General features: G+C 59.3%; 17 protein-coding genes and 1 tRNA gene. 7 read left to right on the plus strand and 11 right to left on the minus strand.

The window, feature by feature from the left end; all coding sequences use genetic code 11:
* Nucleotides 1–62: 62 nt before the first annotated feature.
* Nucleotides 63–138: transfer RNA gene (locus EYC79_RS18740), tRNA-Ile, on the minus strand.
* Nucleotides 139–318: 180 nt separating this feature from the next.
* Between EYC79_RS18740 and EYC79_RS18745 the strand changes: the two genes are divergently transcribed.
* Complete coding sequence (locus EYC79_RS18745) at nt 319–1053, plus strand: SIMPL domain-containing protein (protein ID WP_111846876.1); 735 nt, start codon at nt 319–321, stop codon at nt 1051–1053.
* Between the two features lie 128 nt (nt 1054–1181).
* Here the strand turns inward: EYC79_RS18745 and EYC79_RS18750 are convergent, their stop codons facing one another.
* Entirely contained in the window at nt 1182–1526 is a 345-nt protein-coding gene (locus tag EYC79_RS18750; protein ID WP_062426460.1) for a hypothetical protein, read from the minus strand.
* 128 nt (nt 1527–1654) lie between these two features.
* Nucleotides 1655–2077, minus strand: a complete 423-nt coding sequence (locus tag EYC79_RS18755; RefSeq protein WP_113266843.1) for a secondary thiamine-phosphate synthase enzyme YjbQ — start codon at nt 2075–2077, stop codon at nt 1655–1657.
* Between the two features lie 298 nt (nt 2078–2375).
* On the opposite strand from EYC79_RS18755, the gene EYC79_RS18760 reads away from it, so the two are divergent.
* Complete coding sequence (locus EYC79_RS18760) at nt 2376–4928, plus strand: HWE histidine kinase domain-containing protein (RefSeq protein ID WP_130979048.1); 2553 nt, start codon at nt 2376–2378, stop codon at nt 4926–4928.
* Nucleotides 4929–5121: 193 nt separating this feature from the next.
* Here the strand turns inward: EYC79_RS18760 and EYC79_RS18765 are convergent, their stop codons facing one another.
* From EYC79_RS18765 to EYC79_RS18780, 4 genes are all read right to left on the minus strand, one after another.
* Nucleotides 5122–6129 (minus strand): DUF930 domain-containing protein, encoded by a 1008-nt coding sequence (locus EYC79_RS18765; protein ID WP_130979050.1) that lies wholly within the window; start codon nt 6127–6129, stop codon nt 5122–5124.
* Nucleotides 6130–6244: 115 nt separating this feature from the next.
* Nucleotides 6245–8299, minus strand: coding sequence for an RNA polymerase sigma factor RpoD (rpoD, locus tag EYC79_RS18770; RefSeq protein ID WP_062426456.1), 2055 nt, complete (start codon nt 8297–8299; stop codon nt 6245–6247).
* A 495-nt stretch (nt 8300–8794) separates the two neighbouring features.
* Complete coding sequence (gene dnaG / locus EYC79_RS18775) at nt 8795–10780, minus strand: DNA primase (protein WP_130979052.1); 1986 nt, start codon at nt 10778–10780, stop codon at nt 8795–8797.
* Between the two features lie 400 nt (nt 10781–11180).
* On the minus strand, nt 11181–11633 hold the full coding sequence (locus EYC79_RS18780) for a GatB/YqeY domain-containing protein (RefSeq protein WP_062440409.1): 453 nt from the start codon (nt 11631–11633) through the stop codon (nt 11181–11183).
* A 326-nt stretch (nt 11634–11959) separates the two neighbouring features.
* Here EYC79_RS18780 and carA point away from each other — a divergent pair, with 326 nt between their 5' ends.
* Nucleotides 11960–13165, plus strand: a complete 1206-nt coding sequence (gene carA, locus EYC79_RS18785) for a glutamine-hydrolyzing carbamoyl-phosphate synthase small subunit (protein WP_062426631.1) — start codon at nt 11960–11962, stop codon at nt 13163–13165.
* Between the two features lie 59 nt (nt 13166–13224).
* Here the strand turns inward: carA and EYC79_RS18790 are convergent, their stop codons facing one another.
* Complete coding sequence (locus EYC79_RS18790) at nt 13225–14628, minus strand: MATE family efflux transporter (protein ID WP_130979054.1); 1404 nt, start codon at nt 14626–14628, stop codon at nt 13225–13227.
* Nucleotides 14629–14946: 318 nt separating this feature from the next.
* On the opposite strand from EYC79_RS18790, the gene mcpU reads away from it, so the two are divergent.
* Nucleotides 14947–17034 carry a methyl-accepting chemotaxis protein McpU gene (gene mcpU / locus EYC79_RS18795; RefSeq protein ID WP_130979056.1) on the plus strand — a complete coding sequence of 696 codons (2088 nt, stop codon included), beginning with the start codon at nt 14947–14949 and terminating at the stop codon, nt 17032–17034.
* 152 nt (nt 17035–17186) lie between these two features.
* Nucleotides 17187–17666, plus strand: coding sequence for a DUF2938 domain-containing protein (locus EYC79_RS18800; RefSeq protein WP_130979058.1), 480 nt, complete (start codon nt 17187–17189; stop codon nt 17664–17666).
* On the opposite strand, the gene EYC79_RS18805 is transcribed toward EYC79_RS18800, so the two are convergent.
* A complete protein-coding gene (locus EYC79_RS18805; protein WP_130979060.1) occupies nt 17663–18538 on the minus strand; it encodes a LysR family transcriptional regulator in 876 nt (291 codons plus the stop codon). The genes EYC79_RS18800 and EYC79_RS18805 overlap by 4 nt on opposite strands.
* Before the next feature lie 122 nt (nt 18539–18660).
* On the opposite strand from EYC79_RS18805, the gene EYC79_RS18810 reads away from it, so the two are divergent.
* Both EYC79_RS18810 and EYC79_RS18815 read left to right on the plus strand, forming a co-directional pair.
* Complete coding sequence (locus EYC79_RS18810) at nt 18661–20241, plus strand: proton-conducting transporter transmembrane domain-containing protein (protein ID WP_205654444.1); 1581 nt, start codon at nt 18661–18663, stop codon at nt 20239–20241.
* A gap of 5 nt (nt 20242–20246) precedes the next feature.
* A complete protein-coding gene (locus EYC79_RS18815) occupies nt 20247–22661 on the plus strand; it encodes a YbcC family protein (RefSeq protein WP_130979063.1) in 2415 nt (804 codons plus the stop codon).
* A 66-nt stretch (nt 22662–22727) separates the two neighbouring features.
* Here EYC79_RS18815 and ypfJ read toward each other — a convergent pair whose 3' ends face one another.
* Both ypfJ and EYC79_RS18825 read right to left on the minus strand, forming a co-directional pair.
* Nucleotides 22728–23627: a KPN_02809 family neutral zinc metallopeptidase gene (gene ypfJ, locus EYC79_RS18820; RefSeq protein WP_062426447.1), complete on the minus strand. Its 900-nt coding sequence runs from the start codon at nt 23625–23627 to the stop codon at nt 22728–22730.
* A gap of 74 nt (nt 23628–23701) precedes the next feature.
* The gene (locus EYC79_RS18825; protein ID WP_130979065.1) at nt 23702–24370 is read right to left on the minus strand and encodes a glutathione S-transferase; all 669 of its coding nucleotides are present in this window, start codon (nt 24368–24370) and stop codon (nt 23702–23704) included.
* Between the last annotated feature and the right edge of the window lie 195 nt (nt 24371–24565).

The following is a 24565-nucleotide window of genomic DNA, read 5'->3' on the forward strand; positions in this document are numbered from 1 at the left end:
CACGCCTGGCTTCAGGCTGGAACGGTGATTGTCGATATTACCGCCGATCAGTTTGAAAAAAATGGTGGGCCCGGAGGGACTCGAACCCCCAACCAAGCGGTTATGAGCCGCCGGCTCTAACCATTGAGCTACAGGCCCTTCGAAGCAAAACGCGTCGATGCGCAGGGCTGCAATGGTCCAGCCGGTGCGTGGGTCTCGCTCTAACGCAATTTTTCCGGTGCGACAAGCCGTTGAAAATCGGCTGACACAATCTATGCCGTAATAGTCTCATAATCTAAAGCCATAGGATGTAGAGGGACATCAACAGAGGACTTTTTCATGGTATCCAGACTGGCTCGTTCGATCGCTATTGGCTCCGTCACGCTTGCCGCGCTCGCGCCATTCGCAGCCCTTGCGCAAGACGCCAAGCCGCGCGAAGCGACGATTACGGTTTCGGGCGAAGGCAACGCCTCTACCGCTCCCGATATGGCCGTTCTTTCCTTCAGTGTCCTGAAGCAGGCGCCAACGGCCGCCGAGGCCTTGAGCGAAAACAACAAGGCGATGACGGAAGTTCAGGCAGCTTTGAAGAAGGCCGGCATTGCCGACCGCGATCTGCAGACTTCCAATTTTTCGGTACAGCCCGTCTATAAGCAGTTCGAGCCGAAGGATGGTGTCTATATTCCGCCCGAAATTACCGGATATCAGGTGACCAACGGACTGACAGTGCGGGTGCGCGACCTGACCAAGCTCGGCGGGATCCTCGATACGTCGGTGAAGCTCGGCATCAACCAGGGTGGCGATATCACCTTTACCAACGACAATCCGGAAGCGGTCTTCACCGATGCACGCAAGAAGGCGGTGGAGAACGCCGTTGCCAAGGCAAAGACGCTGGCCGAAGCAGCCGGTGTGAAGGTCGGACGCGTTCTTGAGATCAGCGAGAACAGCCCTCGCCCACTGCCGGTTCCCGCACCGATGATGCGCGCCACCATGCAAAAGGAAGACAGCGTGCCGATTGCCGCAGGCGAAAATACCTATGTCATCAACGTCAATGTGACATTCGCCATCGAGCAATAAATCAGAAAGGGCGCGCCTCCCAAGCGCGCCCCTTCTTTAATCTCGATGCTGAAACGTCGGCCAAAACAAAAATGCCCCCGCCATTCTCATGACGGAGGCATTGTTCTGATCGGATCAGCGATCAGGAATTAGCGGCGGATGACCGGGCAGCCACGAACATTGGCGAACACAACGCGGTCACGGCCGTAGCGATCGAAGCCGGCGACAACGACGCGGCGCGGCGAAACATCGACAACGCGAGCGCGACGAATGCCCATGCGGCTTGCTTTCTCTTCTGCAAGCCAAGGCGAGCAGCGATCACGACCGCGATCCGGACGGCCCCAACCCGGACCACCGTGGCCGCCATGGCGATAGCCATCCTGAACATACATGCCGTACCGGAAACCATCGGCAGAGGCGCTGGTGGCTGTGGCGGAAACGCCGCCGAGTGCAATAAGGGCTGCCAAACCTGCTTTTACAAAGTTGCCAATCATGGGTCTTGCTCCGTTTCTAAAAACCGTGGCCTAGCATTTGCGCCCGACCGATTGAGCAGACACTAATCAAGGCCTGCTGAACATGATCAGAACCGGCCATTCACCCATCGTTCAGGCAAGGAAAACTCTCAAACGGAAAGATGCAGCACCACGTCGCGCCGGTGCGGACGATCCCGATGCTCGAAAAGATAGATGCCCTGCCACGTGCCAAGCATCATCCGGCCCGCGGACACGGGAATGCCGATCGAGACCTGCGTCAGCGCCGCCTTGATATGCGCCGGCATATCATCCGGTCCTTCCATCGTATGGACGACCCAGCGCATCGTCGGATCGCTGGAGGGCGGCACGAGGCGCGAGAAGAATGTCTTGAGATCACGTTGCACATCCGGGTCGGCGTTCTCCTGAATGATCAGCGAGCAGGAGGTGTGCCGCACGAACACCGTCAAAAGCCCCTCCTCCATCCCGGCATTCCTGACGAACGCGGCAGCTTCATCGGTAAACTCGTAAAGACCCTGTCCCCGTGTGCTCAGTTCAATCGTCTTTTGCGGCATAATTATTCTTTCCTACTGCTGGAACCAAAGTAAAAGCTGGCCGTTATTGCTCACTATGGGCAAAGTCGGTGCGTACTGGACGCACACCCCACGGACGAGACGATCTATGAATTGCCTTGCAAGCGCAGAAGAACTTGGAATATGCACTTTTGACGAAATGCAAGACAACGGCTCTGGGACCTTTGCACCCTCTCCTTTAGGGAGAGAGATAACAAGGGATTTCCACTGGCCCAACTCTTCCCTTCAAAGAGCGGCCCACCTGCAGTCCAGCATAACACTGCGCTTGGAACACTGACCCATGATGCCTTTAGACGAGAAGGTCGATCTCACAAACTGCGATAGAGAACCGATTCACATTCCAGGCAGCATTCAGCCGCATGGATGTTTGATCGTGTGCGATAACGCAATGCGCACAGTCCTTCGCTATTCAGAGAACTGCAAGGCCTTCCTTGGCATAGCAGGCGACCTGACCGGGCGCCAGACCGAAGAAATCTTCGGCAATACGGCCGTGCACGATCTGCGCAATGCCTTGACGGTGACGGCAAACAGCAACCGTGCCGCCCTTCTGCCCAATGTTCGCATGGGCAATGGCAGAGCCTATGATGTTGCGATCCATCGCTATAAGTCCGTCACGATCATAGAGCTGGAAACAGCGACCGATGAGGCACAGCCTCTTCACACGGCTCAGTTGATGATCGATCGCATTCGCGAAGCCGACAATGTCGACAGTCTGATTTCCCGTACATCCCGTCTGATCAAGGCAATGCTCGGCTATGACCGGGTGATGATCTACCGCTTCGAGCAGGATGGCGCGGGCAAGGTCATATCGGAAGCAAAGCAGCCCGCGCTCGAGAGCTTCCTCGGCCAGTACTTTCCGGCAAGCGACATTCCTCAGCAGGCGCGCGCGCTGTATCTCAAGAACACGCTGCGCATCATTTCCAACACAGAGGGTGAAACGGTCCCAGTCATCCCGCGTCTCGACGCATCAGGAGAGCATCTCGATCTCTCCTACGCTCATCTGCGCAGCGTCTCGCCCATTCACTTGGAATATCTTCGCAATATGGGTGTGTCGGCCTCCATGTCGATTTCCATCATTGTCGAGGGCGAGCTGTGGGGGCTGATTGCCTGTCACCATTATTCTCCGCGAATCCTGCCCATGCCGGTGCGCATTGCGGCGGAAATGTTCGGCGAGTTCTTTTCCCTCCACCTGCAGGCACTCAAGCAGCAGAAAAAGCTGATGACCGCGCAGGACGCGCACGCAGCACTCGATCGATTCCTGCGTCTTGCCACCCACCAGACGAATATCGAAGAGCTTCTGGCGGACAACTTGCACGACTTCAAGACACTGATGCCCTGCGACGGCGTCGGTCTGTTGATGAACGACAATTGGTATAGCGTCGGCAGCACGCCGCCGGACACCGCCATTCCGCACATCGGCAGGCTTCTGCACTCCGTGGCAGAGGGCAAGGTGTGGGCGACCCATGCGCTCTTCAACCACTTGCCCGAGGCTGAGGAGTATAGCGGCGTGACGGCCGGCCTGATGGCCGTTTCGCTCTCGCAGGTGAAGAACGATTATCTTCTGTTCTTCCGCAAGGAGTTGATCCAGACGCTGAACTGGGGTGGCAATCCGGAAAAATCCTATCAGACAGGCCCGATGGGTGACCGTCTGACACCGCGCAAGAGCTTTGCCATCTGGAAGGAAACCGTTCACAAACAGGCCCAGCCCTGGACGGATGAAGACCGGCAGATTGCAGAAGCGGCCCGCGTTGCGCTGGTGGAAGTGGCATTCCGCCATAGCGAGTTGATGGCAGACGAGAGAGCGCAGGCAGAAGTACGCCAACGCATGCTGAACGAAGAGCTGAACCACCGCGTCAAGAACGTGCTGGCCATTATCAAATCCCTCGTGGGCAACCCCACCCAGGAAGGCCGCACCCTGCAGGAATATGTGACGGCGCTCAAGGGACGCATCCAGGCGCTCTCCTTTGCCCATGATCAGGTCGTCCGCGGCGAAGGTGGTGGCATGTTGAAGGATCTGCTGGAGGCAGAGCTTTCTCCTCATCGCTCGCCGGAAACTGTGATTACGCTCGATGGACCGGCCGTGGTGCTGGATTCGCGCGCCTTTTCGGTCATGGCACTCGTCCTGCATGAACTGGCCACCAATGCCGCCAAATACGGCGCGCTTGCCCATGCCGGCGGGGAGTTGTCTGTTTCTTGGCGCCTCAACGAGCGGCGTGACGTCGTGCTCGACTGGCAGGAAAAAGCCCGCACCAGAATAACGCCGCCAGCAAAAACCGGCTTCGGAACGGCACTCATCAGCCGCAGCGTTCCCTACGACCTCGGCGGCAAGAGCCGCATCGATTATCTGCCCCATGGCTTGGAAGCACAAATTCTCATCCCCGCGCGCCATGCCTCGGTCAGCGTCGTGGAAACGACCAACGACACGCAGATCGGCGGAAAAGTCGATTTCGCATCCTATTCCCCGGAGGAAAAGTTGAACGTATTTCTCGTTGAAGATCAGATGCTGATCGCCATGGACGTGGAGTACATGCTGGAACAGCATGGCATTACCGACATCGAAACCGCGACATCGTCCGCAATGGCGCTGGAAAAGCTCAAGACGGCCAAGCCGGACATTGCCATACTGGACATCAATCTTGGCAGCGATACCTCAATCCCGGTGGCCTACGAGTTGCTGAGACGCGAAATCCCCTTCATGTTCGCCACCGGCTACGCCGACGGCATCATGGTACCGGGCGAACTGGCGCACGTGCCGATCATCCGCAAGCCCTATGACGAGGATTCCTTGCTGTCGTCTATCGGCAAGCTTGTTGGCAAAAAGGTCGAGGCGTAAAACGCAGAGTGCCGTGCGTCCTATTAGACGCACGAAGGACGCGTCCCACTGTTAAAATCTGCGTAACGCACTTTTCAGGAATCGATTCCGATTTTCGGGCCAGTGCTATAGGGCACTTTTAGGGTAGTATTCTCGCTTCAAGCCCCGTTCACAGGGGTCGCTGAGGATCTTCCGACCAATACTCTGCACGCTATCAACCCTCTGGAAGCTTGAGGCGCTTGACGTCTTCTGGTGCAAACTGGCCACCGATGTGAAAACGGAAATCCGTAACGATGTATTTGTCGATGTCGACTTCGCATCGGTAGTCGACAGCGAACCATGTATTGTTGCCGACATTGAACGCACCCTTGGCGTTCATGAGGTTGCCAGCGATTGGATAGTCTTTGCCCGTATGCGGCTGCAATCCGATGAAACTACCCTTATTTACTCTGATTTGAGCCATTGTCTCCGCAATACATAGTTGCGCGACGCGCTCTTGCGGAGGCAACTTCCCCATGATTTGTCTAAGCATCGGTTTCGGGCGCTTACCGCTTGCCAGTATCTTTTTTGCGGGCTTCAGCTCTGGATTACCCTCACCGGAGGCCGGGGCATCCGCTTGCGAGGGCTTAAGTTCTTTTGGATCTGGCCTTGGCACAGGCACCACAGTGGTAACCTGATCCTGAACAGGCGGGTTCTGAGAGGCCGCGATCTCACCATTTGCGGCATTGGCAGGGATTGCAGAAGCTTCGGAAGACACTGGCGTTGATGGTGAAGGTGCGACCGGAGTTGCCGGCGGCTCCTGCTTGGCAACCATCTCTTCGTTCTGCGCTTCTGGAGCCGCTCCTTGACCCGGCTGTCTCTGTTCCTGCCCGCCTTGGTCCGTTTGTTCCCTTGGTTCATCACGCGCATCAAGCTGCGTCTTGTCGGGACGAATGGCAACGCTGGGAAGGCTGGCCGCGCGCTGATTATCCGGCGGCGGCGGCGGTGGTGGTGGTTCCGGCGTCTTCGCTTCTTCCGCCTTCTTCTCCTCTGGTGGCGGTGGCGGCTCCTCCTTCGGAGGGTCCACCAGTTCCACGCTCACGCTCTCCGGCTCAACGGGCATAGAAGCCTCATAGTCGCCGTAGAAATACAGTGCCCCGATGAGCACAACATGCAGCAGCACAGACGCTGGGATGATCCAGTTTCTTGGTCGCCGCATGTTCTGTTTCAGGGGTGTTTCCATAGGCGTTGACATCTCAAGCGACCGAAAATCGGCCCCGGCGTGAAAACTTTGACCGCATGAAAGCAAAAAACCCGGCCATCGTCTGACCGGGTTTTAAATCTTGTGCGACTGCCGATCAGCTGTCGAGGAACGAGCGCAGCTTGCGCGAGCGGCTCGGATGCTTCAGCTTGCGCAGTGCCTTCGCCTCGATCTGGCGGATACGTTCGCGCGTAACCGAGAACTGCTGGCCGACTTCTTCCAGCGTGTGGTCGGTGTTCATGCCGATACCGAAGCGCATGCGCAGCACACGCTCTTCGCGTGGCGTCAGCGATGCGAGAACGCGGGTCGTGGTTTCACGAAGGTTCGCCTGGATGGCGGCGTCGATCGGCAGAAGCGCGTTCTTATCCTCGATGAAGTCGCCGAGATGCGAATCTTCTTCGTCACCCACGGGCGTTTCAAGCGAGATCGGCTCCTTGGCGATTTTCAGAACCTTGCGGACCTTTTCGAGAGGCATCGCCAGCTTTTCAGCCAGCTCTTCCGGTGTCGGTTCGCGACCGATCTCATGCAGCATCTGGCGTGATGTCCGAACGATCTTGTTGATCGTTTCGATCATGTGCACCGGAATACGGATCGTGCGCGCCTGGTCGGCGATCGAGCGGGTGATCGCCTGACGAATCCACCATGTGGCGTAGGTCGAGAACTTGTAGCCGCGACGATATTCGAACTTGTCGACCGCCTTCATCAGGCCGATATTGCCTTCCTGAATGAGATCGAGGAACTGCAGGCCGCGGTTGGTGTACTTCTTGGCAATCGAGATCACCAGACGAAGATTGGCTTCCACCATTTCCTTCTTGGCGATGCGGGCCTCGCGCTCACCCTTCTGCACCATCGAAACGATGCGGCGGAATTCGGCAATCGAAATACCCGTTTCCTGCGCCAGGTTCTGAATTTCCTGACGAATGTCGCGGATCGTGTTGTTCTCTTCGCGCGCGAATTCCTTCCAGCCCTTGGCTGCAAGGTTGGCGATCGACTTCATCCAGTTCGGATCGAGCTCCGCACCATGATACTGCTCGAGGAAGCTGTCGCGCTTCACGCCGTAGGATTCTGCAAGACGCAACAGACGGCCTTCGTTCTGCATCAGGCGCTTGGAAATGTCGTAGAGCTGCTCGACAAGGCTGTCGATACGGTTCTGGTTCAGCGACAGCGACTTCACCGCCGTGATCAGCTGATCCTTCAGTTCCTTGTAGCGACGCTCCTGGCCGGTGGACAGCGTGCCCGTGCAGGCCAGACGCGCCTCGACCTGCTGATCCTGAAGCTTGCGCAGCTTCTTGTAGGTATCGGCAATCGTGTCCAGCGTTTCCATGACCTGCGGACGCAGTTCCGCTTCCATGGCGGCAAGAGACAGGTTCGACTCGTCGTCGTCCTCTTCTTCCTCTTCCGGCGGCAGGCCTTCGCCGCCGACATTGGTCACGTCGTCGTCGCCACCCGGATTACGGGCGCGGCGGGTCTTTTCCTTCTCTTCGGCAGCCTTGCGGTCGGCCTCGATCTTTTCCGGGCTCTGGAACTGCGGTGCAGCCTTGGCTTCGGGACCGGAATAGGTGGTTTCGAGATCGATGATCTCGCGCAGCAGCGTCGTGCCTTCGTTGAGCTCGTCGCGCCAGATGATCAGCGCCTGGAAGGTCAGCGGGCTTTCGCACAGGCCCGAGATCATCGTCTCGCGGCCGGCCTCGATGCGCTTGGCGATCGCAATTTCGCCTTCGCGCGACAGAAGCTCCACCGAGCCCATTTCGCGCAGATACATGCGCACCGGGTCGTCGGTGCGGTCGGTCGGCTCTTTCTTCTTGGCGGCCGCAAGTGCCGTGCCGCTCGAAGGCGCAAGTTCGCCACCTTCGGACTCGTCACTGTCGGAATCGTCGTTGTCAGCCTCGGGGGAAGCTTCCTCGGCGTCTTCGTCCTCGACCACGTTGATGCCCATTTCGCTGAGCATCGCCATGATGTCTTCGATGCGATCGGGATCGACCTGATCGGATGGCAGAACTTCGTTGAGTTCATCCATGGTGACGTAGCCGCGCTTCTTGGCGGCCTTGATCATTTTCTTGACCGCGTCATCCGAAAGATCGAGAAGCGGCCCATCCGTCGCGCCATCGCGTTCGTTTTCAGCTTCTTCGTTTTCTTTGACTTTGGTTGCCATCTATCTCGTCGCTTTCCCTGACGCTCACATCCGCCTTGGGCCAACGCCGTCCACCTTGGAAAGGTTTCCGGCGACAGCCCCGAATCACGTCAAACACCTAACGGAATGATCTTTAACTGCCGATTAAACGCGGCACTTACCGGAGGAACCTTAAGACAGTGCATTCGGAAATACATGCTCATGCAGTTTCGATCCGCCAAGGTCCATTCCACCTTACTTTTCCTGAAATGGTGATTCCCGCTATTTCCCGTTACGTCAAGCCTTTCCGGCCAGACCTAGGGTTAAAAACCGAAAAAGCCGTCATAGCGGCAACATTTTGCGGGCCTTCACCAACTTATCCCCTATTTAGGGCAATAATTACAAAAGGCAAGCCTGAGCGCGTCGAAACAACGAATGCACGCTGCACGAAAAGCGTCACGCGATTTTGCGGTAACGGTGGGCAACAACCCAAGACGCTAGCGCCTGAGCGGCCGATCTCCACCATCGAAACACGCTTCATCCATGCCCGTAAGCTGGACCCTTCACCCTGCCCGACATCACACCGAAGCCATCGATGATCGCCTCCTGGTTTTCCATCCGGCCGATTTCAAGCTGTACCTCGGAAAGGGCGCGCATCAGCAGAGTGACGCGTTCGCTATCTCCAGCCTCGATAGCCTCGGCAATTTCCCGTTCGAGATCGACCATCTGCCAGCGCAGAGCCTTGGTACGCTTGTGCAGCGAGAGCGCCTGAATATAACACTCACGCGCATCCTCCGGTGCTGCCTGCTCGGTCGCGGTCCAGAGCCGTGCATTGCGCACCTGCTGGTTCATCGCCTTCACCATCGCGTCGAAGCCATGTGCCTCCAACCGCTCCATGAGGCCAGTACGAGACAGCTCCGCCGCATTCTCCGCCGCATAGGTCAGCACCTGCGACCACAGCCGCTGAAGATCGCGGTTTTCGTAGTCGATCGCGGCAATCTCGTCATATTCCTCCAGCAAGAGTTGCGGATGGTTGACGATGGTCAGCGCCAGAACGCTTTCGCGAAGCGCCGGCGCCGTCAGATAGCCCTTGACCAGACCGGACTGGCTAAGCCGATCGGATATCCGCCCGCCGCCGCCTGGATAGGCTGCACCCTGCCCGCGTTGTCCATTCCTGCCATTCGGCTGCGCACCGCGACCGAAGTTGCGGTTCGGCATGTTGTTGCCGCCGCGCTGAAACTGCGGCTGGAAGAATGCATTCAGCCGGTCGCGCATATCCTGCTGGTAAAAGCGGCGCACGCTTTCGTCACCAATCACCGACACGATCTGGCGCAGACGGTTTTCCAGCTCGGCGCGTTTTTCCGGCGTATCGAAAGCGGTCGAGCTCGTCTCACGGCTCCAGATCATCGCAGCCAGCGGCTTCGCCTCGGCAAGCACGCGATCAAAAGGCGCCCTGCCCTCGTGGCGCACGAGATCGTCCGGGTCCTTGCCGTCGGGAAGCAGCGCGAAGCTGACCGAGCGTCCGGGCTTGATATAAGGCAGCGCCAGATCCGCCGCACGGTTGGCGGCGCGAATACCGGCGCCGTCACCATCGAAGCAGAGTACCGGCTGCGACGCCATCTTCCATAAAAGCTCAAGCTGGTTTTCGGTCAGCGCCGTACCAAGTGGCGCCACGACATTTTCGACGCCCGCCTGATAAAGCGCGATCACATCCATATAGCCTTCCACCGCAATCACCGTGCCGGCGGATTGCGTGGCGCGGCGCGCACGGGCGAAATTGTAAAGGACGCTGCCCTTGTGGAAGAGTTCGGTTTCGTTCGAATTCAGATATTTCGCCAGCGCATCTGCCGCCATGGCACGACCGCCAAAGGCGATGACCTTTTCGCGCGACGACAGGATGGGAAACATGATGCGGTCGCGGAAACGGTCATAGGAGACCGGCACGTTCTCATGCACGACAAGGCCACAGGCCTCCATCTGCTCCTTGGTGATCCCCTTGGCCGCAAGATGCTCTTTCAGCGCATTGCGGCTTTCCGGCGCATAACCCAGCCGGAAGGTCTCGATGGTGCGTCCGCTAAGCCCTCGATCCCGCAGATAGGCGCGCGCTCTCGCCCCTGCCGCCGTCTGCAACTGATCCTGGAAAAACAGGGTCGCCATTTCCATGACGTCCTGAAGCGAAGCCCGTTCCCGCTCGCGCCGTTCGGCCTGCACATCCGGCTGTGGCATGGCAACGCCCGCCATATCGGCAATCTGCTGCACGGCCTCCGGGAAGGCCATGCCGTCGAGGTCCGTCAGGAAGCGAAAATGATCGCCGGAAACGCCACAGCCGAAGCAATGGTAACGACCCTTGCGATCCTCGCAGTGAAAGCTCGGGCTCTTTTCGCCATGGAAGGGGCAGCATGCCCAGAAGTCGCCCTTCGAGGCGTTGCTCTTCTTCCTGTCCCACGTCACGCGTTTGCCGATGACATCGGAGATGTTCACCCGGTCGCGTATCTCGTCGAGGAAGGAGTTTGAAAAGCGCATTGTACCTGAAATCTCTGCCGGCCATCCGGCGATCTTCTATATAAGCCTGTCGGCTGCCAAATACCAAGCCTGACGCGTCCTCGTACACGTTATTCACAGCGTCCGTCATTGAACACAAAGCAGGGGCTCTATCGAAACTTCGGGCGAAATTGCGGCAGAAACCAACCGCCCCAAATTACCTATTTGTAATTTGAAGAGGAGCGAGACGCGTGGCAATCTCTCATCATCGACATGAGGTCGAGAGTGATGAGTACCATCGGAAGGCCCGGGCGAAATCCCCCCACCGCTCGCCCGATAAGAGGTCGCCAGTCCGCAGGCGCACCTTCCGATAAAAGAAAGGCAGGGCTCCCACATAGGCCCTGCCTTTCTTATTTTCATCGTCTTACACAGGTGGCTGGATTTACTTCAGCAAATCCTTGATCTGTCCCGATGCCTTGCCAAAATCGATACGGCCCGGATAGCGTTCCTTCAGAACAGCCATCACCTTGCCCATGTCCCGCAGGCCCGACGCGCCGGTTTCGGCAATCACGCCTTCGATGATGCCACGAACCTCCGCCTCTGGAATTTCTTCCGGCATGAAGGACTTGATGATGGCGATTTCGTCACGCTCCTGCTTGGCAAGCTCTTCGCGTCCGGCCTTCTCATAGATGGAGGAGGACTCTTCGCGTTGCTTGATCATCTTGGCGAGAATCTGTAGGATTTCCTCATCCGAAACAGGCTCCTTGCCAACGCCGCGATTGGCGATATCGCGATCCTTGATGGCCGTCTGCACCAGACGGATCGTCGACAGGCGAAGGGCATCCTTGGCCTTCATGGCTTCTTTCAGGGCGCTTGCGAATGTATCGCGGATCATCTCAGTTTCTCCTTGGAAAGCCGGACGTGAAGATATTTCCAGCCCAGGACTTTCCTTAACAATTGTGCGGGTGACATAAACGAGCAGGCGTCAATCGGCAAACTCTTTGCTCAAGTCTTTGAAGAAGCTTGCTTTTAATTCCTGCGGATTCACCGGCCCCGCGGTTGACCGCACGGACCGCTTCCGTTATTTTCCGGCACCTGCACGAGAATTTAACGAAGGTTACGACGCGAAGGCTTTCGCGCGTCCTTGCTCCGCGAGAAAACATGACCGCTTTCGTCCTGCCTTTCAAGAGGCGGGCCGGACCGGCAGAAACGGAAAACGAGATGACCGAGACAGCTCCCTGGACAACACGCAAACCGACCGCCATGCTCGTTCTTGCAGATGGCACCGTGATCGAGGGAACCGGCATCGGCGCGACAGGCAAGGTTCAGGCGGAAGTCTGCTTCAATACCGCGCTGACGGGTTACGAAGAAATCCTGACCGATCCGTCCTATCTCGGCCAGATCGTCACCTTCACCTTCCCGCATATCGGCAATATCGGCACCAATGACGAAGACATCGAAGACCTGACGCCGGCAGCACGCCACGGCGCGGTTGGCGTTATCTTCAAGGCCGACATCACCGACCCGTCCAACTACCGCGCCGCCAAGCACCTCGACGACTGGCTGAAGAGCCGCGGCATCATCGGACTGTGCGGCATCGACACGCGCGCACTGACCGCTTGGATCCGCGAAAACGGGGCTCCGAACGCAGTGATCGCCCATGACCCGAACGGCGTTTTCGACATCGAAGCGCTGAAGGTTGAAGCCAAGGCCTGGAGCGGCCTCGTCGGTCTCGATCTCGCCATTGAAGCCACCTCCGGTCAGTCCTCCGTCTGGAGCGAAACGCCGTGGGTTTGGGGCGAAGGTTACGGCACGCTCGGTGAGCAGGACGCCAAGTACCATGTCGTCTGCGTCGACTTCGGCGTCAAGCGCAACATCCTGCGTCTCTTCGCCGGTCTGGATTGCAAGGTCACCGTCGTTCCGGCACAGACCTCTGCCGAAGACATCATGGCGCTGAAGCCGGATGGCGTATTCCTCTCCAACGGCCCGGGAGACCCTGCTGCAACGGGCACCTATGCCGTTCCGGTCATCCAGAACCTGATCAAGACGGACCTGCCGATCTTCGGTATCTGCCTCGGCCACCAGATGCTCGGCCTTGCCGTTGGCGCCAAGACCGAGAAGATGCACCAGGGCCACCATGGCGCAAACCACCCGGTTAAGGACTTCACCACCGGCAAGGTGGAAATCGTGTCCATGAACCATGGCTTTGCGGTGGATGCGAAGTCTCTGCCGGAAGGCGTTGAAGAGACTCACACGTCACTGTTCGACGGCACCAATTGCGGCCTGCGCATCACCGGCAAGCCGGTCTTCTCGGTGCAGCACCACCCGGAAGCATCGCCCGGCCCGCAGGACAGCCACTACCTCTTCCGCCGCTTCGTCAATCTGCTGCGTGAGAAGAAGGGCGAACCGGCCCTCGCAGAGCGCTGATAAGACTCGGCTTTACTCCAGATAATGCTCGGCCCGCTTTGACGCGGGCCGTTTTCGTTTCAGACTTTACCAGCCGCTTTCATCTCACGCTTCACCAGCAGATAGAAGCGCGTGGTCAGCATGATCGCCGCAGCACTCAGCCCCACAACAAAGCCAGACCAGACGCCCACGCCCCCGAAGCCGAGTGGAAAGGCCATGGTCCAGGCAAGGCCAAAGCCGATCGGCCAATAGGAAATCAGAGCCAGAAGGGCTGGCACGCGTGCATCCTTCAATCCGCGCAACAGGCCCGCGGCCACGGCCTGGATACCGTCCACAAGCTGGAATAGACCTGCCATGATAATCAGCGTCGACGCATAAGCCAGCACCTGTGGCGCCTCTGGCAGCCGCTCATCGAGAAACAGGCTGCCGAGCCTTTCAGGCACCGCCGCGAACAGTATCCCGCCGCAAATCGCAATGACGCAGGCAACCGCATAGACGGTGATCGCCGCACGGATCAGGTTGGGATAATCGCCTCTGCCATGGGCAACGCCAACACGCACCGTTGCGGCCTGAGACAGCCCAAGCGGGATCATGAAGGCAAGCGATGCCAATTGCAGCGCAATACCATGGGCCGCAAGTTCGATCGTGCCGATCTGGCCGATCAGAATGGAAGCGGCCGAAAACAGCGTGACTTCCGCCAGAATGGTGATGCTGATGGGAAGACCGAGACGTAACACCTCGCCAAGCGCCTTCCAATCCGGCTTCCAGAAGCGTACGAAGAGCTCGTACTGGCGTGTTTCCTCCTGGGTCTGAATATAGACGACGATGAACACAAGACTGAAAAGATTGACGATGACGGCCACCACGGCAGCGCCATTCATGCCCATGGCGGGCAGGCCGAAATGGCCGAGAACGAGGGCGTAGGCCAGAACGCCGTTGATCAGCAGCATGGCGATCGTCGCATAGAGAACAATGCTCGCACGCCCGATAGCGCTGACCAGACCGCGCATCACATAGAAAAGCAGGCCCGGAAGCATGCCGAACTTGGAAATAGCAAGATAATCGCCCGTCAGCTTCGCCACATTCGGATTTTGCCCAAGCGCCACCAGAATGCGCTCCGCATTGTGGAAAATCCCGAGCGCCAGCAGCCAATAGACAATCGCCACCCACATGCCCATCCGAAGCGCGCGCCGGGCAGACGTCGCATCCCCCTGCCCGTAGGCATTGGCAACCATGGGGACGACCGCGACCGAAAAGCCGGAGCCGAAGATGAAGACGACAAAGAAGAACTGACCGGCCAGCACCATGGCGGCAAGTTTTTCCGCACCAAGCTGACCGACGATGATCATGTCGGTGGTATGGATGCCAAGCTGCGCCAGTTGCGCTCCGATGAGCGGAATACCCAATGCAAGCGTAGCGCGCAAATGCGCGGCCCATGAACTGCCGCCCTGCGACGCGTTCCCGACAGCTACCGACGAAGACATGATCTCACCTCAAACTGAAACCGCTTCCAGAGTATGCTGGAAGCGGTCGATGCCATGCATAAAAGACTTGGCAGAACTGCGCAACAAAAAGGCGCACTGCCTCAAAATCAAGCTTTCCGTTGCCGTTACGGAAGATCAAGTCGATCGATCCGCGAAGCACTATGGAAAACATCAGCTTAAGCTTATGTTTACAGTTTTCACTCTAACGCTTCTTAACTGACGAAAATCAATTCTCGGGTGCATGACGCGCGCCGCAATTGCCAGTGGCATGTTTACAGTCAATCCGGCGTCACGCCGGGCCATCCGAGGGACCATCTCTTGTCCACGAAATCGAACTTGATGACGCGGATCGTCATTTCCGCATCCTGCCTTGTCGTTGCTGCCTTTGCCGGCTTCTCCCTCTATATCGACAGCCTCCAGCGCGGCGCCGCCAACAGCTTTGTCTCCGACAAGGTGAGCTCTACCGGTGAAGAAGCGGCACTCAGCATTGCCAACTGGCTGAACGGTCGCGTCATCATGACCGAGATGGTTGCTTCGGCGCTGAGCAAGGGCGCCGACCAGGTCACGCTCGACAAGGCGCTCGAGAACGACGTTCTGGTGCGCGAATTCAAGTCCACCTATTTCGGCGATGAGGCCGGTGTGTTTACCACTTGGCCAAACGAGAAGATGCCGGAAGGCTACGATCCACGCAAACGCCCCTGGTACCAGGCGGCTGTTGCGGTCAACGCGCCGATCCTGACCGAGCCCTATATCGATTCCTCCACCAGCGAACTGGTCGTCAGCGCCGCCATTCCGGTAAAGCGCAACGGCAAGCTCGCAGGCGTCGCCGCAAGCGACTTCACGCTGACGAGCCTTGTCGACATGATCAAGAAGATCGATGCCGGCCCGGATGGCTACGCCTTCCTCGTCAATAATGACGGGACGATCCTGATCCACCCGGACGCGGGCGTGATTTCCAAGACGCTTGCAGATCTCTTCCCGACAGACACGCCGAAGATCAGCACGGCGCTCAGCCAGACGCAGTTGAACGGTGCCGATAAGATCATCAGCTTCATTCCGGTGCAGGGTCTGCCCTCGGTCAGCTGGCACCTCGGCTTCGTCGTCGACAGCAAGGCCGCTTTCGCCTCCGTTTCGACATTCCGTGTTGCCGCGATCATCGCCACGGCTCTCGCCGTTGCCGGCATGATCGGCTGCCTGGTTCTGCTTTTGAGCCGCGTGGTCATCACACCGGTGACGCGCATGACCTTCGCTATGGAGCAGCTTGCCGCCGGCAATCTCAACATCGCCATTCCCGGCCAGGAGCGCACCGACCAGATCGGCTCGATGGCCAGCGCCGTTGCCGTCTTCCGCACCAATGCGCTGGAGCGCCAGCGTCTGGAGGGCGATGCCGAGCGTAACCGCACCATTACGGAACAGGAGCGGGCTGAACGCGAGCGCCAATCCGCCAAGGACAGCGCCGATATCCAGTTCGCAGTCGATGCGCTGGCCGAGGGCCTGACCCATCTCTCCAACGGCAACCTCAACCATCGCATCAACACGCCCTTCGTTGCGCGCGTCGATCGCCTGCGGTCCGACTTCAACGCCTCCATAGCCAAGCTCAATGCGGCCCTCGTCAATGTCGGCCACAATGCCAATGCCATCGATGCCGGCGCGAGCGAAATCCGTCACTCGGCGGACGATCTCTCCAAGCGCACCGAGCAGCAGGCGGCCTCCGTCGAAGAGACCGCGGCAGCGCTTGAGGAAATCACCACAACCGTCAAGGATTCGGCCAAGCGGGCCGAAGAGGTCGGTCGTCTGGTGGAGCGCGCGCGTCAGAACGCAGAACAATCCGGTGTCGTCGTCGGCGATGCGGTAAAGGCCATGGAGGGCATCGAGCACTCCTCCAACGAAATCTCCAAGATCATCGGCGTCATCGACGAGATTGCCTTCCAGACCAACCTGCTGGCCCTCAATGCGGGCGTGGAAGCCGCCCGTGCCGGTGAAGCAGGCAAGGGCTTTGCTGTCGTTGCCCAGGAAGTGCGCGAACTCGCTCAGCGCTCTGCCAATGCCGCCAAGGAAATCAAGACCTTGATCAGCACGTCTACCACGCAGGTTGAATCCGGCGTGACGCTGGTCGGCAATGCCGGCAAGGCGCTGGAAACCATCGTTGCGGAAGTACAGGAGATCAACAAGCACATCGACGCCATCGTGCTTGCTACCCGCGAACAGTCGACCGGTCTGCAGGAGATCAACACCGCAATCAACACGATCGACCAGGGAACGCAGCAGAATGCCGCGATGGTGGAAGAACAGACGGCCGCGAGCCACGGCCTCGCGACAGAAGCCGCGGCCCTGAAGACGCTGCTTGCACAGTTCAAGCTCTCCCAGAATGAAAGCCAGTACAGAAGCTACGGCCAGGCCGCCTGATCGTCGGCACAGACCAGACAAACGAGGCCCGAGAACCGCGAGCGGTTTTCGGGCCTTTTTCTTTTACCCAGACGTCAGAGGGTCTGCCTGCCCTTGTCTCCCCGTGAGGCGCGAGCCATCTTCTCCACATCACGATTCGGGAGGGATAACGGATGTGGGAGATTCTCTGGCGCGGCGCGGCAATGGGGATTGGCGGTACGCTCTTCATGGATATCTGGGCGATCATCCTCCACCGCGCCTTCGGCCAATCGGCCGCCAATTGGGGTCCCGTCGGCCGTTGGTTCTGGCACCTGCCCAAGGGCAAAGTCTTCCACGACAGCATTGCAAAGGCCGAACCGCACGCCAATGAGGTCGCGATTGGCTGGATTGCCCATTATGCAGTCGGCATTCTCTACGGCATTATCCTTGCGTTGATCGTGCCACCGGGCTGGTTTGCGGCCCCGACCTTCCTGCTACCCTTCGTCGTCGGCATCGTTACCGTGGGTGCCGGCTGGTTCCTGCTCCAACCCGGTCTCGGCATCGGGTGGGCTGCCTCCAAGACGCCCAACCCCAACAAAGTGCGCGCGCTCAACCTCGTTGCTCATACGATCTTCGCGCTTGGTATGTTTGTCACTGCGTTGCTGATCGTCTAACTCTCACCCTGCAGAAGCGGCTTCAACAGCGGGTTGGGGAAACGGCGCTTGATCGTCACCGCATAAAACGATTCGACCATGCCCGGCAGCGCATCGAACTCCACCAGCGTACCGGCCTCCAATTCTCCTTTGACGACGATGGGTGGCAGAACCGCAAGCCCTGCCCCCTCTCGTGCCAGAAGACGCATCATTGCCATGTCATCGACTTCGGCTGCGATCTGAGGACTGAGGCCAAGCCGCGCGGTCAGAGCCTCGAACTGAGTACGCACGCTACTTTCGAGCGTCGGCAGGATGACCGGGTGTTCGGCCAAAAGATCAGCGAGCGTCGCTCCCGGCTTACCGAAGGACGGCCTGCCCACGAGGCTGACCCGCTGCTGATAGATATGTTGAGCGATGAAGGGTGTGACGGAATCCGCCATCGGCGGCTGGTTCAGGAGAACGATATCGAGGTTCAGTGTTTCCAGCGCGCCCAAAAGCTCGCTCGTACTACCCGAGCGCAGAATCATATCGACATCCGAACGCCCCAGGATCGGGCGCAAAAACTCGATCTGGAAGTTGCGTGATAGCGTGGCGAGCGCGCCAATGCGGATGGCGCGACGGCTGCGCCCGGTCTCTTTCAAAGTCTCGATCAGCTCCTCGCCAGCAGCAAAGATCGTGTCGGCGCGGTCAAGCGCAATGCGACCAGCCTCCGTCAGGTAAAGCTGCCGCCCTCGCCGCTCGAAGAGCGCGTGACCCAGCCGCTCCTCCAACTGCTTGATCTGAATGGACAATGCCGACTGCGACAGGTTCAGCCGCTCTGCCGTGCGCGTCAGATTGCCGTAATGAGCGACAGCGCGGAAATAGCGGAGGTGGTGATAATTCAGATCGGACATCGTTCTATTTTATAGAACGTTTTAAGAGAAACAATGAATTTTTATAGGGCTTCGGTTCTTGATAATCGGTCTATCACACGCCGCTGCTCATCCTCCCCAAGCAGCCCACAGACCGGAGAACTATCGTGATCTACGCTCTACCGCTCCTCGCGCCGCTTCTTCTCGCCTATGCATCGTATAGTGCCTTCAAGGCACCGGGTCTTCGTCCGCGCGCGGCGATCCACCTTGCCGAACTGGCCGCGCTCGCATCCATTCTCGTCGCTCTCCTCTCAGGCCTCGTCCTCGCTCTCTACGGACCCGGCACGAGCCCGATGATCGGCTACAGCTACGTGGCGCTCGCCTCGAGGCTCGACCTCGTCAGCCTGGTGATGCTTCTGCTCGTCTCCTTCATCGGCTGGGTGGTGCTGCGCTACGCCGGCACCTTTCTCGATGGCGAAGCCCGGCAAGGACCCTTTACCGGCTGGATGACGGCAACGCTTGCCGCGGTTTTGCTGCTCGTTCAATCCGGCACGTTGCTGCAACTCGTCATCGGCTGGTGTGCGGCAAGTCTTCTGCTCCACCAGTTGCTGATCTTCTATCCGGAGCGGATTGCTGCAAGGCGCGCTGCGCGCAAGAAGTTCTTCGTCTCGCGGCTTGGCGATCTCGCCCTGATCGGCGCCGTTGTCCTGCTTGCCGTCACCTTCAAGACCGGTGACATCGCCACCATCCTTTTCAAAGCACAACAGGGACAGGGCCTGCCGCTGACGATCGCCGCTGCAGCATTGCTGGCTGTCGCTGCCCTCCTGAAGTCCGCACAGTTCCCCACCCATGGATGGCTGACGGAGGTCATGGAGACGCCAACACCGGTTTCTGCACTTCTCCATGCGGGCGTCGTCAATGCCGGCGGCTTCCTGCTGATCCGCTTCGCCGATGTCATGCTGCAGGCTCCCATCGTCCTTGCGGCTCTGGTCATGGTCGGCGGCTTTACCGCGATCTTCGGCAGTGTGGTGATGCTGACCCAGTCTGCGGTCAAGACCTCGCTCGCCTGGTCGACAGTGGCGCAGATGGGCTTCATGATCCTGCAATGCGGCCTGGCACTCTTCCCGATTGCCCTGCTGCACATCGTCGCGCATTCGCTCTACAAGGCTCATTCCTTTCTGGCCTCCGGCTCGGCCATCGAAACCGTTGCCTCGATCCGCCGCCCCGGTCCGATCACCATCCCCAATGCCAAGGCCGTCGGTCGCGCCTTCCTGCTCGCTCTTGCCATCTATGCGGTGATCGGCCTCCTCTTCGGCTTTGCCGACAAGCCACCGCAGGCACTGGCACTCGGCGCGATCCTGATCTTCGGCGTGGCCTATCTGATCGCCCAGGGCCTGGCGGATGCCGCTCCGTGGGCGCTCACCTGGCGGACATCACTCTACGCTGTCCTCGCCGCAACTGCCTATTTCGCCCTGCAGAAGATCGCTGATACGCTGATGCACGGCACGCTCCCGCCTCCGCCCCAGCCCGACCCATTGGAATGGACGCTGATGCTGCTCGCCGTCGTCACCTTCGGCCTTGTGGCGGTTGCCCAGTCGCTCTTTCCCCTCTGGGCCTACCATCCGGCAGCAGCGGGTCTGCGCGTCCACCTCGCAAATGGGCTTTACGTCAACGCCCTCTTCGATCGCCTGCTCGGCGGCTGGAAACTCCCCGGCTCCGCAACCTCCGCTTCCGTGAAGGAGTAAGCCTCATGACCACCATAACCCCAGTCGATACACTTCACGGCGATGCTCTGGCAAAAGCTGCAGATCAGGCCGTGCGGGCCATTCCACCAGCCTGGCCCTTGACGGCGACGGTTGCCGTCAACCCTTTCCTCGGCCAGGCAAACGAGACCTTTGATCAGACGGCGGCGCTGCTAGCCCGCATCGGCGGTGTGCGGCTTGCTTTGCCCCGCAGGCATTTTACGGACAAGATTGCCACGGGTGACATGACGGATGAGGACATCCTCGCGGCACTCCAGACGAACGCCGCAGACCCGAGCATCGATCTGGCTGCGATCAAAGCTGCGCTCTCGAAGGAAGCGTCACCGATCCAGGCTCTGCCAACCGTTGCCGATATTGCGGCGAAGGCGACGGATCAGGATTGGCCGGGCGTGATCTCGGATCGGATCGAAACTTTCGCTGCGGGCTTTTTCGATCAGGGCCAGGCCCTTTGGGCGGCATCGAGACGCAACGGCCTCTACGCCGCCTGGCGGGCCTTTGCCACGCATGACCTCACCCCGGAAATCCTCGGTCTCAAGGGCTTCGGCATCCATGTGTCGGACACCCCCGAAACGCCGCATGCCGCCATCGAGCGAGCTGCCGTTTCGCTTGGGCTTGGCGCAGAGCCGGGCACCTATTTCCACCAGCTGCTGCTGACGCTTGGTGGCTGGGCGCAATATGCCCGCCACATCCAGTTCAAGGCCGAAATCGACGGCGGCGTCGACACAACAGCGCTTGAGCTTCTCGCAATCCGGCTGGTGTTCGAAGAAGCGCTATACCTGCAGCACAAGACGGATATCGAGGCCGAGTGGCGGAAGGTCCGCACCGCCCATGTAGCGTCTGTTGTCGCCAATCGCGACATCCAGATCGACAGCCTTCTGCAGTCTGCGGCCGAGCACGCGGCCCAGAGAAAGCTCGCAGCCGCTCTCGCCGCGCCTTCGACCGCCACCGTGGCAGACCAGCGGCCGATACTGCAGGCAGCCTTCTGCATCGATGTCCGTTCCGAAGTCTTCCGGCGGTCGCTCGAAAGCATGGACCCGTCCATCCGCACGATCGGCTTTGCCGGCTTCTTCGGCCTTGGCGCCAGCCATCACGGCTTTGCCTCCGATGTCGCAGAACACCGGCTGCCGGTGCTGCTGAAGCCATCCGTCTTCACCTGCAGCGCCGTCGATGACGATCATAGGGCTGACCAGAAGGCCCGCTTCGGTGCGCGGGCCATCCGCGCCTGGGGCCGGTTCAAGCTCGCCGCCGTCTCCTCCTTCGCTTTCGTTGAGGCAATGGGGCCGGTCTATGCCGGCAAGCTGCTCCGGGACGGTCTGCGTTTCACCAAGGGTATGAAGCTCGACAAGGCCAAGCCTCGCTTTGTCCAAAACCTCGACCTGGAAACGAAGGCAGCCATGGCGGAAAGGGTGCTGAAAGCCATGTCGCTGACCGAGGGCTTCGGCCGCTTCGTGCTGATCTGCGGTCACGGCGCCAATGTCGTCAACAATCCTTACGCCAGCGCGCTGCATTGCGGCGCCTGCGGCGGCCATGCGGGTGATGTCAATGCACGTCTGCTGGCCGATCTCATCAACGATCGGGCGGTGCGTGAGGCCCTCACTGCAAAGGGCATCACCATTCCGGACGACACCATCTTCCTTGCCGGCCTGCACGACACGACGACGGACGCCGTCACGCTCTTCGAAGATGATCTGGACAGCAACATCGCTTCGAAAGATCTGGCTCAGCTGCGCAAATGGCTGGCCGATGCTGGTCGCCTGACGAGAGCAGAGCGTGCACGCCACCTCCCGCGGGCGACAGGGGACAACCTGCATGCGCGAAGCCGCGACTGGTCGGAGACCCGCCCGGAATTCGGCCTTGCCGGATGCCGCGCCTTCATCGCCGCCCCACGGGCACGCACGGCGGGCAAATCGCTGGAGGGGCAAGCCTTCCTGCATGACTACGTCTGGCAGAAGGACGAGGACTTCAAAATCCTCGAACTCATCCTGACCGCACCTGTGGTCGTCGCAAGCTGGATCAGCCTGCAATATTTCGGCTCGGCGGTTGCGCCCTCCCTCTTCGGTGCGGGCAACAAGCTGCTGCACAATGTCGTCGGCGGCATCGGCGTAGTCGAAGGCAATGGCGGCAATCTGCGCGCCGGGCTTCCCTGGCAATCGGTGCATGATGGCGAAAAACTGGTCCATGAACCGCTGCGGCTGACTGTCGCCCTAGAGGCCCCGAAGGAGGCGATCACCGACATCCTGCAACGGCATCCGCAGGTGAGCGCGCTGTTTGACAATGGCTGGCTCGCGCTCATCACCATCGATGATCAAGGCCAGCTTGCATGGCGTTACAGGAACGGTGGAACTTGGGAGAAGATGGACGGCGGAGAAAATGACGCTCCATCGCAGAGGCTGGCGAGCTGAAGGCCAGTCAAGTTTGCACCCACCTCCTCGGGCTGAGCCCGAGGACGTGGAGCTATCGAAAGCCCCTCAAATATCAGCCGAGAATGTATCGCAATCCTCAACCCGCCCGCTCTCAAACCCGCGGCGGAACCATTCGACGCGCTGCGCCGATGTGCCGTGGTTGAAGCTATCGGGAACGACATAGCCCTGCGTTTTCTTCTGCAGCGTATCGTCGCCAATCTGGTGGGCGGCGTTCAGCGCCTCTTCCAGATCGCCAGCTTCGAGGATGCCCTTTTGCTGCGTGGACTTGCCCCAGATGCCGGCATAGCAATCGGCCTGCAGTTCCACCTTCACCGACAGCGCGTTGGCCTGGCTCTCGCTCATGGACTGGCGACGCTGGTTGAATTCCGGAAGCACGCCGGTGAGGTTCTGGACGTGATGGCCCACCTCATGCGCAATCACATAGGCCTGAGCAAAGTCGCCCGAGGCACCGAAACGCTGCGAAAGCTCGCGGAAGAAGTCGGTGTCCAGATAGACCTTGCGATCCACCGGGCAGTAGAACGGGCCGGATGCCGACGTCGCGTTGCCGCAAGCAGAGCGAACCTGGCCGGAGAACAGAACCAGCGTCGGCTTCTGATAGGTTTCCCCGGAGGCCTGGAAAATCTTGCCCCAGGTATCTTCTGTCTCTGCCAAAATGGTGCGGACGAACGCCGTCGTCTCATCACTGGATTGGCCTTGCGGGCGCGTGCCGGTCTGTTGCTGCTGACTGCCGCTATCGGAGTATGTGTCACCGCCCGAGAGCAAAGTCAGCGGGTTGATGCCAAGTGCCCAGCTGATCAGCAAAATAACGACAAGACCACCGATACCGATCCCGCCACCGCGGCCGCCGGTCGGTAAGCGAAAACCACCTCCGCCGCCCATGCCGCCGGTCGACATGCCGCGTCTATCTTCGATGTTGTCCGACTGGCGGCGCCCTCTCCACTGCATGGCAATCTCCCCTTCAATATGCTTGCGCTAAACGCTAACTACCGCAAAGCGTTCCCGCAAGAGGAGTACTCGTGTCAGCTGCGCGCGTAGATATAGGCTCCGCCTTTCTCAAGCGCGCGCTGGTAGGCAGGCCGTGCGCGTATGGTATCGAGAAAGCGCCTGATCGCCTTTGTTTCGCCAACGCCATCCGCTCGGCTCGTCGCCGCCTCGACCGGAAAGCTCATGGCAATATCCGCGCCGGTCAGCATGTCTCCGGCAAAATAGCCGTCCCTGGAAAGTTCGGCCTCCCAATAGGCCACATGGTCGATCAGTTGCGGATCGATGAGCTTTGCCGCCACCCCTTTGGAGATCATACCCGCCACGGGTCTTAAGAAAAACGGCATCTGGCTCGGCAGGCGCGAGAAGAGAAGCTTGAGCAACAGAAGCGGCATGGCTGATCCTTCGGCATAATGCAGCCAGTAGAGATAGCGCCGATAGCCATCCGTGCCTTTCTCCGGCCGCAGCCTGCCCTCTCCATAGGTATCGAGCAGATATTCGATGATCGCGCCGCTCTCTGCATAAACCGTGCCCCGATCCTCGATCACTGGAGACTTGCCGAGCGGGTGGACCTGTTTGAGGCTCTTCGGCGCGCGCATATCCGACCCGCGCTTGTAGGTCTTCACCTCATAGGGAAGCTCAAGTTCCTCCAGCAGCCAGAGAATGCGGTGCGCGCGGGAATTTTCCAGGTAATGAACGATGATCATGATTATCCTGCATCCGGTTGGAGGCGACGATTTAAGCGGTTGAAGAAGCTTACGTTTGACAACGCGCGAAGGATCACCCGGCATGATCCTTTTGCGGCGCGAGAACTTTCCTGTCGGAAAGCGAAGATTCGGGGTTCCGTTCGCCAAAACATTTGCCTATAAGCCGCTTCTAGCCTGAAAAGATTTGGAATTGCG

Origin of the sequence: Agrobacterium cavarae, assembly GCF_004310285.1 — a bacterium.
GTDB classification, from domain to species: Bacteria; Pseudomonadota; Alphaproteobacteria; order Rhizobiales; family Rhizobiaceae; genus Agrobacterium; species Agrobacterium cavarae.